This is a genomic window from Streptomyces sp. NPDC058683 (assembly GCF_042716195.1).
Lineage (GTDB): Bacteria > Actinomycetota > Actinomycetes > Streptomycetales > Streptomycetaceae > Streptomyces.
Genome location: NZ_JBHXSK010000081.1, coordinates 22,105 through 37,844, shown reverse-complemented (window position 1 = coordinate 37,844; position 15,740 = coordinate 22,105). Strand labels below are relative to the sequence as shown.

Sequence of the window (15,740 nt, the reverse complement as noted above, 5' to 3'; positions counted from 1 at the left end):
GCCGCCCTGTGCATACCTCACCCGCACTGGACTACCGGCTCGGAGGGCCCGATGTCCGACGAACGGGACCGACATCACGCTTTCAGGTTCAGTAGTGTCACCAGCAGTGCCACCCCGCCCCCGATGCCCATCATCGCCACGCGATGATCAGCTCTCCTGATGGTGAAGGGGGATCCCGACAACGATGGTCACCGGGACAAGCAGGAGTGCCGGTCCCGGTACCGGGGTGCGCATAGTTTCGGTAGCCGCTGTAGCAACGCCTGCCATGAGCGTGAGCAGTATCAACAGCCACCAGCGCGACCCCGAGGCAAGCAGCGCTGCCGTAGACATGGCGATGACGAGAGGCGTAAAGGCGATCACCGTGCGTGCACGATGTACGTATGGCTCACCACGCGCATAGAGGACAGTCATGGGGCCGGCCAGGGCCATGACCGCAGAGCCGGCGTCGTAGAAGATCCACACGCCGACGTCGCAGCCCAGGGCGGCCGGGATATAACGGGCCGCCGTGTCCAGTTCAGCGACTGCGAAGATGACGGCATCAACGCAGTGACTGAGCCTCTTTCATCCTGTGAGTGAGCCATTCAGTTGGCTGTTGCGTGCCTCGGTTAGAGAGGTGGCGCTCGGTATTGACCCGCTCGGTTGTGTCGCCGCTTTCGGTTCGTCAGAGCGCAGATTCGGGCCGAGTGAAGCCCATGCCGTCCTCAGGCGGTGTCTGCCGGGTGGTGCGGCATGATGGCGGCCATGCGTAGAGAAGGGGACGGGAGGCTCCGCCGACTGTGGTCGTGGCGCACACGCGACGAGTCGGCGCTCGCCGCGATCGAGGCCGAGATCACTGCTTTCGGTGAGGCCCTGAACGCTCATTCCTTCCATCCCGGCCAGCCCGGTGCCACAGAGGCGATGCATGCTGAGCTGGCGCGTGCCCTCGATGCGTATGAGCAGGCGACGCGGGACTTCGGCGGTGGCCGGAACCGGGCGGACGCGCTCGACGCCCTGCGCGCACTGGACGAGGGCAGGCACGCGCTGGCCTGTCTGGATGCCCTGCTCGCCGGCGGGCCGCTGCCCGAGCGCATGCCGCTGTGCTTTTTCGACGCCCGGCACGGGCGGGCCGTCCGGCAGGTCAGGTGGGTGCCTCCCGGGGGTATCGCCCGCGACATCGCCGTGTGCTCGGCGGATGCGGTGCGCCTGGCGGAGAGCCCGAGCCTGATCGCTCCGCGGCCTGAGCCGGTCAGCAGGTTCTCCGGCGCACAGCCGCGTACGGTCAAGTTCCCGAGAACGACGCCGGTGAGCGTTCCCCAGGAGCGGGTCAGCGGGAAGGGAAGCAGCGGCGAGCAGATGCAGCAGCTGGCGATGCCGTCGTACCGGCCGGCCCTCATGGTCTTCTCGACGAACGAGCGGGCCCCGGTCGACCTGCGTTTCGAGGACAGGAAGGGACGCTCCTCACGGCTTTACCGGCTGGCAGGCGACGGCAGCGCCGTCACCGCCCGGATTCCGCTGCCGGAGGCGAAGGGGGCAGTCGCCTTCCGGGTGTTTGCCGCCGGTGGCCGGGAGACGTGGACGGCGGCCCCGGCACCACTGCGAGAAGTCCCCCGCTTCCACGACGAGATCAACGGCACCGGCTCCGATGTCGTGCACTACCGGGGAGAGCCGGTTCCGGGTGTTCTGCGGTATCAGGGACCGAGCGTGATCCAGTTGGAGGCTCTGGACGACCGGCTCGCCTACCGGGTGACGGTGGCCAAGGGCAGTTCCGGAGAGCACACATTCCAGTGGCCGGGCCGCGGCTACTACCAGGTGCGCTCGGCCGGGGCGTGGAGTCTGTCCACCATGTGACAGAAACGCGGTCAGATGCCTGCCCTCCGGCAAATCGAGATGCGCAAAGTGGCCAACCGGCGATCCGTCACGACTTCAGTCGTGCGAGGCCACGCTCGACTGACGCCCGTGCTGCGGACGGCGCTCGGTTAACGATTGCTGGATTGGCGTGAGGTCACAGCCCGGCGGGCGTCCGGGGCGTTGTCACCCACGGGCCAGCTCCCATATATGCACGGTCGGCGAGGACCGGGATGTCCTGGCGTTCGCAGATGCGGAAATCCGGCGGGTGCGGGCCACGGTCAGGTCGTGCTCGCGGCCCGGCTGTCGCCGACGCACGGTGAGGTCATGGGCATCCGATCGGAACGGTGCACCGACACAGAGACGGAGAAAGGCATGAAAGGAGCCACTGAGTCCACCCGCCATGAACTGCTGTGCAGGGGTCCCATTCCGGAAGCAGGACCATCCTGTTGGCTGAGTTGCAGTCGAGGCACGTAAGCCCAAACCCTCCCAGCCAGAACCCGAGAAGGCTGGAGATGCGGATAGTCACGGTGCCGCCCAGGACGGCCGCCGGCAGGCGGTGACGCGTCGACCAAACCCGCCAGACATGCATGACCTGATCTCAATCACGCGCAGATACTCCCGGAATCAACCTTGCCGGTGCAGGCCTCACAATTTCCGCCATCACGATCTCTCACCCAGATCGGCATATACGTCAGAATATTGACACTAGAGGCAACAAGAAAGAGCCGCCCATCCCTTTCCCACCCGTGCCGATCGCAGGCCACGCGCACGGCGCAGCCGGTATCGCATATGGCAGCTTCTAGGCTCATACGGTGACGTTGGTGACGGACGCTGGGGTGCCCAGGGAGCGTTGCCCGTGGCGCGGGAGTCGGCCTGTTCGCCCACCGAGCGAACGGCAGCGTTCGCCCCGCCTCGAAGACAGCGCTTCACCGTGGCCGCCACCCTCGACCGGGATTCAGGTCCTCAGCTGAGACCGTGACGTTGAGCGTACTGAGTCGCCGCAACCCGATCTCGGGAGCCCGTTTTGGAGAAGATTCGGTTGATGTGTGTTTTCACCGTGTTGTGGCTCAGGAAGAGCGTGGCGGCGATCTCGGAATTGGTCAGGCCACCAGCCAGCAGGGCCAGAATCTCCGTCTCCCTGCGCGTAAGACCATCAGGCAGATCTCGGGGGGCCGGTGCATGCGGTACACCTGTGGCGGCAAGAAGCGTCGCCTGGACTTGCGGGTGCAGAACGGAGAGGCCGGCGACAGCGCTGTGCAGCGCCTGAGCGATGTGAAGCCGGTCGGCATCCTTCGTGAGGTAGCTGCGTGCCCCGGCTCGGAGCGTTTCCAGGACAGATCGATCGTCGGCGTAAGTGGTGAGCACGACGATGGCCACCTCGGGGTGTTCGGCGGTCAGGCGCCGGGTCGTTTCGATTCCGTCCAGCACCGGCATGTGCAGATCGAGCAGAATGGCGTCCGGGCGATGGCGGGTCACCTGCTGAAGAGCTTCCTCTCCGTTGCCCGCCGAGCCAACCACGTCGATATCGGGCAGCAAGTCGAGCATGAGTACCAGGCCTTCGCGGACACTGGCCTGGTCATCGGCGACGATCACCCTCAGCGGCGCCGCGGGTCCTTGTCTCCCGTGGACGTGCTGCTGGGCGGCGTCCGGACCTGTGCTGCCCGCTGTCTCGGCGCTGGAGCCCGTCACCGCGGCACCCGTGCTGTCACGACCCACTGTCCATTCTCTGTCTCCGCGGTGAGCGTGCCTCCGAGCAGCAGCAAGCGCTCCTGCATTCCCGTAAGGCCATAACCGCCGTCCAAGGTAGCAAAGGCTGAGCTCGCAGCATGATCGCCGAGCAGATTGCGGATGGACAGCGTCACGCCATTACTCTCGTACTGAAGTCGAATGGCCACCGGGCGGTGTCCGGCATGTTTCGCGGCGTTGGTCAGCGATTCCCGCGTGGTCCGGATCAGGGCCAACGTGCTCTCTGCCGACAACGGCAGAGGGACACCCTCGACCGATAGCTCAACCGCCGTTTCATGACGTTGTCGGTGGTCAGTGACCATCTGCGCAATTTCCTCCTCGAGCGGCAATGGGTCCGCCCGCAGGGCGTGCACGGCACTGCGCGTCTCGCTCAACCCATCTGTGGCGATCCGCTGCGCCACGGCCAACATGCCAACCGCTCGCTGAACATCTTGATGATCCGTCAGCAAGGCGCGTGCGGCCTGGATCTGGATGCCCAGAGCGCCAAGTGAATGCGCAAGGACGTCATGGATCTCGCGCGCGATGCGCGTGCGCTCATCAAGAACGGCCACCCTACGCTGCTCGGCACGCAGCTGTTCAACTTGAGAGAGGAGCGCCGCCGACTGTTCGGCCTTGACCCGATAGGCGCGGCGGTTGTGCCCAACCAACAGTCCCACCATCAGCAGCAGCGGATAGCCGAGCACGATGATGACACCCCCACCGGCGATCAACGCGCTGATCTCGATCGCCAGGACGCCGGCTCCCAAAATGGCCCAACCGGCCGTCAAGGACGTGTCACTGCCGGCGTGGAGTGTGGCGATCACTGCCAGCGCCAGCAGCGGACCGACATGAGGGAGCACCGAGGCCGCCCCCGAGGCCACCGTCATCACCGCGAGGGCCCCGGGCAAAAGAGCCGTGGCCATACTCGGCATTGGTGTTGCTTGGTCGAGGCGCCACCTGAGGACCTCCCACAAAAGCATCGCCACACCAGCCAGTCCGTACGCGGTGATCGCGACAGAAAGCACGGCAGGCTGCATACCAGGCTCAGTAAGGACCGTCACCCCGACCAGCGCGTACGCGCCCGCTCGGATCATCCAGGAGATCGTACGAAGCACACAAGCATGATAGGCAGCCCTTCCAGCGCCCAATCGCATGCCATGGAGTCGCCCCGGAGAATCGCTCACGGCTGAAGGTGCCTACCAGAAGCCCGGCGTCCTTCACTCCGCCCGCTGAGGAAGACCCGTCCGTTCCGCTCGGGAGCGAACGGAACACCGGATGACAGAGCACGGACAGTGATAACAGCGGCCTGTCCGAGCCGGTTGACGCCCAACAACAACAGGATTGACGTAGTCGAGGCCGCGACATGTGCGCCGACAGCACCCGCAACAACGGTCACGAAGACCCGGGACACGATCAGCGCGGCCCACAGCCACAGACCTCGAACGGGAAGCTGTCCCCATAGCCCGCCATCGCGATGCTCCAGGCGCATCGTCGTCCCTTGCGCGACACCAATACCGGCCGCCAGGACAGCGCCGACGGCCAGGCAGGCGACATCGGCTGCCGTAGGGGATGGATGATGCCCCCGGATGCGCACGAATCCCACGACCACCAGCACCATGGGCAGCAGTACCACCCGTCTACCGCGCAGTAGTTCACCTCGCAGTTGGCGTCCGATGACCAGTACCACGATCGCGATCGCAGCCAAGATCTCCAAGGCACTCACGGCGCCTCCTCCTGTCGACTGCGCTCGACGCTAAGCAGTTGCCACACAGGAAACGTCACCCTGGAAGGTGACTGGAGGGGTGACAGCGAGCGCAACCGTGGTACCGCGGCGCGGGGCCCTCTCACCCTCCACATCAACCTCTGCTGTGGCGCGCCACCCCTACTTCGGAGATGAGCCTGGGTTCCACAACTCGCTTCGATCCAAGGAATCCACATCATGTCCAGCCTGAGTCAAGCCATGCTGATCAACGCTCTGGTTCTCTTCGCCGTCCTTGAGGCGGATCTGGGTCCCCACCGGAAGATCAGCCGTTTTCGCATTCTGCGGCCCCTGCTGCTGGCGGGTGCCATCGTTCCTCTCTACGCAACGAACCTCAGCACTCAAGGCGACGGCCTCACCCTCGAGGTCATAGGAACTGTCGCAGGCCTGCTTGCGGGCCTGTGCGCGTCGCGACTCACCCACGTCTATCGCAGCCACCGAACCGGCGGTCCGGTGAGCCGCGCCGGCTGGGGATACGCCTCACTCTGGATCGCAGTGATTGGTGCCCGTGCGGCCTTCTCCTATGGTTCTGAGCACTGGTTCCGGTCACAGCTGGGCCACTGGATGATCGCTCACCACGTCACGTCCGACGCGATCACCGACTCCTTGGTGCTCATGGCGGTGTCCATGACGCTCACACGCACCACAGCATTGGTCACGCGCGCCATCCACGTCGACCGAACGGCAGCGGCGCCAGTCCACAGCTGATGACCAATAGCACCGACGGGCACCTCAACAAATCCCAGATGTTGGTACCTGGCCCTCTTACGCTGTGGCGCAGCAAACCCGCAAAGCGCCAAAACAGGACATAACCCCTGCCACTGCTACTGGTCTCGAAAGAGCGAAGACCGTGGGGAACTTCCAAAGATGAACAATGCTGGCCACAGCGGAGATCCGGCCTCGGGGAGGCAGATTTCGACGCCACCTGCTTGGCTCGATGAGATGACAGAGGCCATTGCGACCGTCATCGTCCTCGAAGTGTTTTCGGCGAGACGAAATGACGCAGCCTTCCTTGCCAAGATGACTCGATTCGTGCGGATGAACGTCGTCACCGTAGCCGCCGCCAACAACCCTGATACGTTCGCCGAGAAACCTGACCCCAAATCCCCCGAAGAGTTTGGCAGTTGGCTGGCCGAGTGCGGGTTCCCTTTGAGCGCGATCCGAGATGCTTACTGGATAGGCATGCGGCAGTTGATTGACCAGTGGGCAAAGAGATACTGGGTCGACCTGATCCCGCATGGCACCAGGGACGAAAAAAGTTTGAGCGACCATGTTTGGGCCTTCACGAGTGCAGTCTTCGACTTCACAGAATCCGGTGCCAGGCGAGCGGAGGGGGCGTACGAGCAGATGCGCGCTGATCTTTACAGTCGCGGCGTCCTGTACCGGCGGGACCTTGTGACGGACGTCCTCACCGGAAATCCGTGCGGCCGCGTTGCGGACATCGAAACGGCGTTGGGTTACCGCATTTCGGGAACGCACATCGGCGTCCTCGTCGATGCACCCGACCACGTAGGGGCGAGCGAGGCACTACGCGCCGCAAAACTCGCCAGCCGTGCCGCCGCCTTCCTGGTCGTCATGCTCGACACTCCTCAACTGGCCGCTTGGTTCAATTACGCTCAAATCGGGAGTGAAACAGTCGCGCTGCTCCATAAGGAGCTCCGCCAGACAGATCTCCGGATATCTGTTGGTCGACCGCATCGAGGCCTTCCGGGATTCATACGTACACACAGACAAGCGAAGCACGTCGAAGAATTGCGGAACGCACTGGACGAGAGTAAGCTATTCCTCTACTACGAAGAGTTCGCCCTCGAAGCCATGTTTTTGCGTGATCTGCCCGCTGCTGCCGCCTTCGCGATTGATGAGCTGGGTGAGCTCGCGGAGCACAGTCCCCGCGCCCGGACTATCCGGCAAACGCTCCTTGCTTGGCTCTCTTCCGGATCGCGCACCGCGACAGCGTCGGAACTCGGCGTCCACGAGAATACCGTAAGGCAGCGGCTGAACTTCGCAGCAGAAGTGCTAGGTCCGGACTTTGTAAGCCGAAGGTCCGAACTTCTCGTCGCACTCAGAGTGTGTCGAGCCGTCGGAACGGAGAGTTTGGCCCTCAAGGCGGCCGGCGCACATTAAATTCTGCGCTCAAAGCTGCGCAGCTAAAGCGAAGCCCCTCCTCCCATGGCGGCAGCAAGGGCCGAAGCTGGGCGCGGGCCAACCGCAAATGTCTGGCCGGAAGGCCTTGCGCGGGACCTTGTTCAGCTGCACACCGGCATCCAGCCTGGACACCTGACGCGAGGAGCTTCGACTCAGGCGTAGCGTCGGGGCGGTGTCTGGCACCCTGAAAGGGGCCGGTGCTCGGGGCCGACTGCCCACCAGTGTCTTGCTCAGGCTGTGTTCTCGCAGGTGCCTCGTGCTGGTGAAACTGCAGGTCGGTACAGAGACCGAAGCAACTCCAGTGGCTGGTCTTGTTCTGATGGTGCGCCGGGGCTGGTGAACCAGGCACTTCGCCAGGCGGGTTCGGACGGGCACTCCGCACCCGTCCACATCCGATGCGGCGAGTCACTTGCCGTATACCTGCTGGAAGATGTACTCCGCCGCCATGATGGCCGTCAGGTTCGTAGCGGTGGACGGGACCTCCGGGAAGATTGAGGCATCCACCACCCGCAGGTTTCTGACCCCACGGACCGCACCCAGGCTGTCCACAACAGCCCATTCGTCATTGTCGCCGCCCATGGGCACGGTCGAGGTCGGGTGCTCGTACGAGCCCAGGTTCTCGAGGATGACCTGCTCGAGCGTCGCATCGTCGTGCACGGTGTCACCCGGCAGAAGTTCTGACTGGGCCACCTCGGCAAACAGTTCGTTGCCTCCGATGCGCCGGCTGAGCCTGACCGCTTCCACCATTCGACGCAGGTCACGAGGCTCCGCGAGGAATCGGTAGTCGATGTCCGGAGCATCCCGGGGATCACGGCTACGGAGCCGGAGGGAACCGATCGAGTCTGGGCGAACGATCGACACGGCAAGCACGACGGCACCCCCAGTCGGGCTGAAGGCCGGATCAATGAGGTGAGTCGCCGAGATGTGGATGTCGAGCTCGTCCTTGCCCGCCTCGCTGGATCCGGTCCAGAGCAGCGCTCCTCCGGGCGGTGTCATGGCGAGCTTGCCGGGACGCAGGGCGTACACGTTGAAGTAGAAAGGCTGGTTCTGCAGGCGCAGGCCCACCGGCAGATCGGATACGACTGGGATGTCCAGCGCCCGCAAATGATCGGCCGGCCCGACCCCAGAGCGCATCAGCACGGCAGGGCTGCCGAAGGCTCCGGCGGAAAGGACCACCTCGCCTGCGGTGAACACCGTGCCATCGGTCGTCATGACTCCCCGAGCGATACCCCCGTCGACGAGCACTCGGTCGATCTCCGTGTCGCCAAGGACAGTCAGGTTCCGACGGCGGCGAACCTCGTCGGTCAGGTAGGCCATTCCAGTGTTCTGGCGTACTCCCGCCAGTACGTTGAGCTGGTAGGCCGTGACGCCGTCCTGCTCAGCGCCATTCACGTCCGTCAGGCGCTTGAACCCTTCGCTCGCGGCCGCGTCGATGAAGGCCTGGAGTGACGGAGTCAGTTCTTCATATCCCATTTGACGGATGGGAAGTGGACCCGAGCGACCACGCCAGCTGTCATCGCCGGCGGAAGTAGTCTCCAGCCGCTTGTAGGCCTCCAGTACCTCGGAATCCGTCCAGCCTTTGAGGCCGTGGGCACGCCAGCGCGCAAAGTCGGAAGCACGGGCGCGGAGAGCGACACCAGCGTTGACACCGGAGCTGCCACCGAGGACCTTGCCTCGCGGCGCCGCGATTCGGTTGCCCCCCTGGCCTGTTGCGGCGGAGTAACCCCAGTCATGGTCTTCGTCTCCGCCGACACGACCGCTGTTGCGAATCACGTCAGGGTACTCATTCGGGGCATATGCCCGACCCGCTTCGAGCAGAAGCACCTTCCGGGAGGTGTCCCCGCTCAGCCGATTCGCGAGGACTGCTCCCGCGGAGCCGCCGCCCACCACGATGACGTCGTAGTTCTGCTCACCCACTGCAAACACACTCCCCTGTTCGGCCGCGCGGGAACCACACGGTTGATGTTCAGGCTTCACGCATTACCGTACGACACATTTGTCGATCTTTCAACACTAACGTCGAATATTGGGTGAGTATGCCACTATGTGTCATCGTTAGTCACTCAATGCGTTTACCAGTCACGTACGTATCGGCCGATGGCTTACGGGGCGTAGGGCTCTACAGGTCGATAGCAGCACGGCGGTCCGGACACCCAACTTGCAGGTCCGACATACGGCTGGGTGAGTCAGCAACGCCGGTATGCCTACCTGACCCACCTCCGGTGGCGGCGCGGGCTGAGCGGAGTCACCCCGCCACACAATGCGGTGCCGGAAGCAGGCCTTGCTGACAGCCGACGCACGGCTCAACACGGGCCGACGCCAGGGACGCCCACGGACGAGTGTCATACGTCCTCAATCACCGCACACCACAGCTGAGTTGTGGATGGGGCGCCTCAGCGCCCAAGCCTTGCCCGCAGGACTTGAACGCGACGCGCTACAGACCAGGTGTCTGTGAGAACAGCCCCAGCATGCTCATGCCTCCCCCTCCACCGATGAAGGTCGCACTGCCAGTCCTAGGCGGAACCGTGCCTGCTCCACGAGCCCACCGGGACTGGGCGAGGTCTTTAGTGGTGTCAGCGGCACCACACCGGAGCCGCAGCGGCAAAGGAACTCGACCATGACACCGCGGTCTCGGCCCCATCAAGGATCTTCCTGGTGGCACAGGATCGGCCGGCTTGACCGACCGAGGCCAGGCCGGTGGGGCGCCAGAGCGCGCCGGCCACTCGGCGAATCACAAGCGAGCGACGCACCCCGTAGCGGCGAAGACGCCACAGGTGCGAAGAAGACGAAAGAAGGATCGAAAATGAGCGACAACGCAACTGGCACCCGGTTCGATGTGGTGATCGTCGGCGGTGGATCAGCCGGGGCGGTCCTGGCGAACAGGCTGTCCAACGACCCGTCGCGGACGGTGCTGCTCCTCGAAGCAGGTGAAGCTTACGGACGTGGCGACTACCCCGACGTCCTGCTCAACTCCGGCCGGGTCGGTGGCGACGAGCAGCACGACTGGGGCTACACGGCCAAGGTGGGTGCGAACGACAGCGAGATCCCCGCCCCCCGCGGCAAGGTGCTCGGTGGCAGCTCCGCGGTCAACGCGGCTGTAGCACTGCGCGCACGAGCCAACGACTTCGCCAGTTGGACGTCACGTGGTGTGACCAACTGGTCGTTCGATGAGGTGCTGAAGACCTACCGCTACCTGGAGAACACGGCCGGCGGAGAGGACGTGTTCCATGGCCGCACCGGCCCGTTCCCGATCCACCAGCAGACCTTCGACGAGCTCACGCCCTCCCTCAAGGCGTTCATCAACGCTGCGGATCGACAGGGTTTCGCACGCATCACCGACCCGAACGCCGACAAGCAGAACGGTGTTGCGGCCTACCCGTTCAACATCATCGACGGCGTACGCCAGAACAGCGCGATCGCGTACCTGACCGATGACGTTCGCCGGCGTCCCAACCTGACCATCCTCGGCGGGGTGGAGGTGGACAAGCTCCAGTTCACCGGCAAGACGGCCACAGGTGTTCAGACCGTCGGCGGAACCGTCTACCAGGGCGGGGAGATCATCCTGTCGGCAGGTACGTACGGCAGCGCCGCGATTCTGATGCGGTCCGGCATAGGTGTCGCCGGGGACCTGGCCCGCCACGGCATCGAGGTCGTGTCCGACCTCCCCGTCGGGCAGCGATTCCAGGACCACCCCTTCTACTACAACGCCTACGCACTCAAGCCCGAGGTGCGCGACATGACCCCCGCTGGCGGTGCCATTGTCTGGACTGGCTCCTCCCAGGCACACGCGGACGAACTCGACCTGCATATCTCGGCCACCCACCTGATCGACCCGAGCTACAGCCCGACCGGCGGAGCAATCGTGCTGGCCATCGCCGTCGTGCGCCCCGAGTCCATCGGCTCGGTGAAGCTGCGCAGCGCGGACCCGAGGGACGCGCCCGTCATCGACTACAACTTCCTGGCCACGCCCCGCGACCGTAGCCGGCTGCTGGAAGGCGTGAAGCTCAGCCGCCAGATCGCCCGCGACGAGGCGTTCGCCGCGGTCGCTGCCGGCGAGATGATGCCGGGCGAGGAGATCCAGACCGACGCGGACCTCAGCCGGATCATCCGCGAGAACCTGGCGTCCTACCAGCACCCCACGTCGACCGTCCCGATGGGCGGCGTGAACGACCAGTGGGCCGTCGTCGATGGCTTCGGCGCCGTGCACGGAGTCAACAACCTCCGGGTGATCGATGCCTCCATCTTCCCGGAAGTGCCTTCCACGGCGACGAACCTGACCACGATCATGACCGCCGAGCACATCTACCGACAGGCGCTCAGCCGCTGAGTCACCAACTCATACACGCTCAGCGGCGGGCTTCAGAAGCGGTCGTCAAACTCTGCTTCCGCAACCGAACCCCGGAAGCCCTCGCCAGGGCTGATCGACGCACCAATAGGCCGCATCTGGCCCCGCCCCGCCGAGTCGGAGTAGGACCTCGGCCCGCGGGAGCCCATCGTCACCCTGGCCACGGCAGGCATGCGGCAGCCCCGGCGGACTTCCGCCGGGGCTGCCGCATGAGACACCGTCGATCCAAACGCTGGGAGCGCAAGGAAAATGGCGCACCATTGCCAACGAGGTCTGGCCTGGAGCCTGCCTGTCGACCTATGACCACGCCAGCGCTCTTCAGGCAATCGACGCTGCCCGTCCCCAGGCTTCCCCTCTGGTGCGGTCTAGACTGTCTCATCAAGCGTGTCGGTGCCCTACGCCATGATCGCTTCCGAACGCAAGCCTCGCCGCCCAATCGGCAACCGACTAAAACACGAACCGGATGCCTGAGAGCCGCATCTCTGTGTACGAGTCTGCATAGGTCTCTCAGTGCCACCTTCGCCGCACACGAAGGTTCCTCGATCGACGACCATGGGTGTTATGGATACGAACGATGAGCTCCGTGAATTCCTTCGGGCGCGCCGGGCTCGACTGAAGCCGGAAGACGTTGGTCTCCCCCCGTCAGATCCGGCCCTCGCAACGTCACGCATCCGACGCGTACCGGGCCTGCGACGAGAAGAGATCGCCCATCTCGCAGGCGTCAGCGTCGACTACTATGCGCGACTTGAGCAAGGGCGCACGGGTCACGTCTCAGAGGCGATTCTCACAGCTGTCGCGGACACACTGCGCTTGAATCAGACCGAGCGGAACTATTTTTTTGCGCTCGTCACCATGCAGACACGGTCGTCAAGCCAATCTGCTCCAGCACCTTCCCTACCGAGGGTGCGTCCGGCTATCCACCGCATGCTGGACGAATTCGCCTCTCCTGCACTAGTCTTGGGGCGAGGCCTTCAGATCCTCGCCATGAACCATCTGGCTCGCGCGTTTCTCTTCGACATGGAGAGCGTTCCTGCCCGGGACCGGAACCTCGCGAAGTGGACATTCCTCGATCCCGAGGCACGAACCCGCTACGTGGACTGGGCGAGCACCGCATCCGACACTGCAGCTGTACTGCGTGCCGAAGCGGGAGCCAGTCCAAATGATCGACTCCTCAATGAGCTGATCGGCGAGTTGGCAGTCAAGAGCCAGGAGTTCCGGTGCATTTGGGCCGAGCACAAGGTATCCGCCTGCCTGAGCGGCAACATGCGGATCAAGCATCCCGAATTCGGGATAATTGATGTCGAGTATGAGGCGCTGCAAATTCACGGCGATCAGGAGCAGAAGCTCGTCCTGTACGCCGCCGCTGAGGGTTCGCCGTCCGCTGAAGCCCTCAATTTGCTGGCGAGCTGGACAGCACGCCCTCGCGGAAAGAATGGTGGCGGCCTCCGCATCACTGACACGGCAGGGGCCACAGAACGCCAAGAGGAGCACCGAATGTGATGGCCCACCAGCAGTTCACGCGAGGCATCGAAAGCCGTTCAGACTGCCAGAAGACTCCCGCAACCGGGTAATCTCAGGTGGGTTCAGCACCACACGGCGGCTGTCGAGCGAGGTGGCACTCCTGTCAAGCGCTGATCGAGGACGTTGGCCACCTTGGCCTCATCATCGGGCACTCGCTCCTGGCGTAACGTGACCACGGAGCCCACCGTCTTTTGTACTGCAGCCAAGTCCGGTTGTGAGTGACTCGTGCCTGAGCTTTTCGAAGCCGGCCGAGCCGACGGCGCCACCATGGTTGAAGTCGGCATGAACGACGAGTAAGAGCACCGACGATCTACGTCCCGTTCAGCCGAAAGCGTGCGGTCCTGGTACGCCGGGACCTCCGCGGGTGCGTGGAGGGATGGCACCTGCATGGTCACGCATCCTGACTCGAGCCGGCTGTCGGCCTTCGCCGGCCTACACGGTGACGGTAAACACCGTGGCGCCGTCCAGGCGCGGGGCGCGGGAGGCGAGCAGGTCCATCACATTCAGCTGCCAGCGGCGCACCCTGGAGACGGAGAGGTCGTTACCGCCTGAGATGTCAGAAAGCCGCTGGCCGTGACGGAAGGCTGCCAGGACGATCAAAGCGATCCGACTGGGAGGCAGCTTGCGCCAACGCGAGCCGATCTTCTTCAATTGGCTGCGGATCAGGTCGGCCACCAGGTCCAAGGTGCTGATGGGCAGCTCCAGGTGGCACTGAAAAAGGGGGCCGTCCGGGCCCACGGCGGGGCTGACGTTTCATGCATGGAAACCCCACCTCTCGCCTGAGACACGCGCGCTACGCCGAAGTCCAACAGGGAACGGCCACGAGGGCGGCTGCGGCAGGGCAGGCCGGTGAAGCAGCCGGCCGCGGCTCCGGCGCAGCCAGCCCTGATCCGCCAAGCGCCTGAGCTTGTCTCAGACCGGCTCGAATTCCTCGGCCACGGCGGGATCGTCGGCCGCCCCGGCCCGCTGAGCGTCGACGAACCTCCCGATCACCACCTCCGCGGCCCCCAGCCGCGCGACCTCGGCATCGATCTCGGCGAGCTCCTTGCGCAGCCGCTCGGCACGATCAGCCAGCACCACCCGCCGCTGCATCTCCCACACCAGCGCATCCGCCGATTCTTCGTAGTCGGTTGCATGAGCCGGAGCTACCTGGTGCGGCAGCATGCGACAACGATCACGGCGGGAGAGGGGCCGAAATCGACAACCTCTCCCGCCGTCCCGCTCGCTATCCTGCGGCGATGGTCCCGCCTCCGGCCAGCTCGCCTCCATCGATGATGAACTCACCACCAGTGGCAAAGCTCGATTCATCACTGGCCAGGTAGACGATCACTCCAGAGATCTCTGCTGGGTCGGCGACCCTCTTCATCGGGTTCAGCTGGGCAACGTCCAACCCCTCGGTCATCACGGTCGCGACAGCGCCGGGGTGTACCGAATTGACCCGGATCCGGAACTCTGCGAGTTCCAGAGCCAGAGACTTGGTCAGCCCTCGCAGAGCGAACTTCGATGCATTGTAACCGTGCAGTCCGGCAAAGCCTCGAAAACCCGCTACGGACGATACGTTGATGATGGATGCGGGAGCGGAGCGAATCAGACTCGCCCGAGCTGCCTTTGCACCCAGGAACTGCCCGGTCAGATTAACCGAGATGATCTTTTCCCAGCTTTCGACGCTATACTCCTCCAGAGACCCGAAGTTCATGATCCCTGCGTTGTTCACCAGGGTACTGAGGGATCCAAAGGTGTCTTCCGCGGTCTGTACGGCTGCTTCCCAGGAGGCGTAACTAGTGACATCCAGGTGCGTGTATACGGCGTCACCGGACCCGATCTCCTTGGCCAGCGCCTGACCTTCGGTGGTGAGCAAGTCTCCAATCACGACCTTGCCCCCCTCTGCAACGACCGCACGCGCGTGTGCCGCTCCCATTCCGCGCGCCCCTCCACTGATGAGGACAACTTTCCCTGCAAGCCTCTTCATGATCCCTTTCCCTTCTTCGGATTTCTTAGAGGTCACGGTCCGTCAGAATCTGAACTGTCACGACACGACAGCAGATGTCAATGGCGAGACCTGCCTACAACAACTCCCTCTGCGCCAAGCCAATTCCCGCACTATCAGTGATGCTTGCCATTAATGACATGCACGAGTTTTACACTGTGCGGGAGTGACGCTGCGGCATCCCAAACCGCGGGTGCCTTCTCAGCGCCGGGAAGATATGCAAGTTACGTCGGCCCATTTAGTAAGGCCGCTTCTTTCGAACTCTCGGAAGCTGCGACTCGGCACAATTTGGCTGTGCCGCCCACCTCCAATGGCGCCACCGCCTCCCGCACCAGCCGCCCGACTCATCTGCTTCACACTTGTGGATCGCAGCTGCTACGCAACCCTTCGCATCAGCAGCCACAACCCGCTTTGCGACAAGCACTCCAGTA

Annotated in this window: 12 protein-coding genes and 1 pseudogene; 5 read left to right on the top strand and 8 right to left on the bottom strand. The window is 64.0% G+C overall.

Annotation, left to right across the window (positions count from 1 at the left end; all coding sequences use genetic code 11):
• The first annotated feature begins 741 nt into the window (after positions 1–741).
• Positions 742–1,827, top strand: coding sequence for a hypothetical protein (locus ACFWXC_RS49580; protein WP_384490297.1), 1,086 nt, complete (start codon positions 742–744; stop codon positions 1,825–1,827).
• A gap of 70 nt (positions 1,828–1,897) precedes the next feature.
• Here ACFWXC_RS49580 and ACFWXC_RS49575 read toward each other — a convergent pair.
• The 4 genes and pseudogenes from ACFWXC_RS49575 to ACFWXC_RS49560 all read right to left on the bottom strand — a co-directional run.
• Positions 1,898–2,127: pseudogene (locus ACFWXC_RS49575) on the bottom strand (transposase family protein); the annotation flags it as partial.
• 663 nt (positions 2,128–2,790) lie between these two features.
• A complete protein-coding gene (locus ACFWXC_RS49570) occupies positions 2,791–3,426 on the bottom strand; it encodes a response regulator (protein ID WP_384490303.1) in 636 nt (211 codons plus the stop codon).
• Between the two features lie 86 nt (positions 3,427–3,512).
• Positions 3,513–4,646, bottom strand: a complete 1,134-nt coding sequence (locus tag ACFWXC_RS49565; protein ID WP_384490295.1) for a sensor histidine kinase — start codon at positions 4,644–4,646, stop codon at positions 3,513–3,515.
• A gap of 86 nt (positions 4,647–4,732) precedes the next feature.
• Positions 4,733–5,275, bottom strand: a complete 543-nt coding sequence (locus tag ACFWXC_RS49560; protein WP_384490294.1) for a hypothetical protein — start codon at positions 5,273–5,275, stop codon at positions 4,733–4,735.
• A 216-nt stretch (positions 5,276–5,491) separates the two neighbouring features.
• Between ACFWXC_RS49560 and ACFWXC_RS49555 the strand changes: the two genes are divergently transcribed.
• Entirely contained in the window at positions 5,492–6,019 is a 528-nt protein-coding gene (locus ACFWXC_RS49555) for a hypothetical protein (RefSeq protein WP_384490292.1), read from the top strand.
• A 234-nt stretch (positions 6,020–6,253) separates the two neighbouring features.
• Positions 6,254–7,435 carry a PucR family transcriptional regulator gene (locus tag ACFWXC_RS49550; RefSeq protein ID WP_384490290.1) on the top strand — a complete coding sequence of 394 codons (1,182 nt, stop codon included), beginning with the start codon at positions 6,254–6,256 and terminating at the stop codon, positions 7,433–7,435.
• A gap of 426 nt (positions 7,436–7,861) precedes the next feature.
• On the opposite strand, the gene ACFWXC_RS49545 is transcribed toward ACFWXC_RS49550, so the two are convergent.
• Entirely contained in the window at positions 7,862–9,373 is a 1,512-nt protein-coding gene (locus ACFWXC_RS49545) for a GMC family oxidoreductase (RefSeq protein WP_384490288.1), read from the bottom strand.
• 886 nt (positions 9,374–10,259) lie between these two features.
• Here ACFWXC_RS49545 and ACFWXC_RS49540 point away from each other — a divergent pair.
• Positions 10,260–11,783 (top strand): GMC family oxidoreductase, encoded by a 1,524-nt coding sequence (locus ACFWXC_RS49540; RefSeq protein WP_384490286.1) that lies wholly within the window; start codon positions 10,260–10,262, stop codon positions 11,781–11,783.
• 570 nt (positions 11,784–12,353) lie between these two features.
• Entirely contained in the window at positions 12,354–13,301 is a 948-nt protein-coding gene (locus tag ACFWXC_RS49535) for a helix-turn-helix transcriptional regulator (RefSeq protein ID WP_384490284.1), read from the top strand.
• Positions 13,302–13,754: 453 nt separating this feature from the next.
• On the opposite strand, the gene ACFWXC_RS49530 is transcribed toward ACFWXC_RS49535, so the two are convergent.
• From ACFWXC_RS49530 to ACFWXC_RS49520, 3 genes are all read right to left on the bottom strand, one after another.
• Entirely contained in the window at positions 13,755–13,997 is a 243-nt protein-coding gene (locus ACFWXC_RS49530) for a hypothetical protein (protein WP_384490282.1), read from the bottom strand.
• A gap of 237 nt (positions 13,998–14,234) precedes the next feature.
• Positions 14,235–14,486 carry a hypothetical protein gene (locus ACFWXC_RS49525; RefSeq protein WP_384490280.1) on the bottom strand — a complete coding sequence of 84 codons (252 nt, stop codon included), beginning with the start codon at positions 14,484–14,486 and terminating at the stop codon, positions 14,235–14,237.
• Positions 14,487–14,547: 61 nt separating this feature from the next.
• A complete protein-coding gene (locus ACFWXC_RS49520) occupies positions 14,548–15,291 on the bottom strand; it encodes an SDR family oxidoreductase (protein ID WP_384490278.1) in 744 nt (247 codons plus the stop codon).
• Between the last annotated feature and the right edge of the window lie 449 nt (positions 15,292–15,740).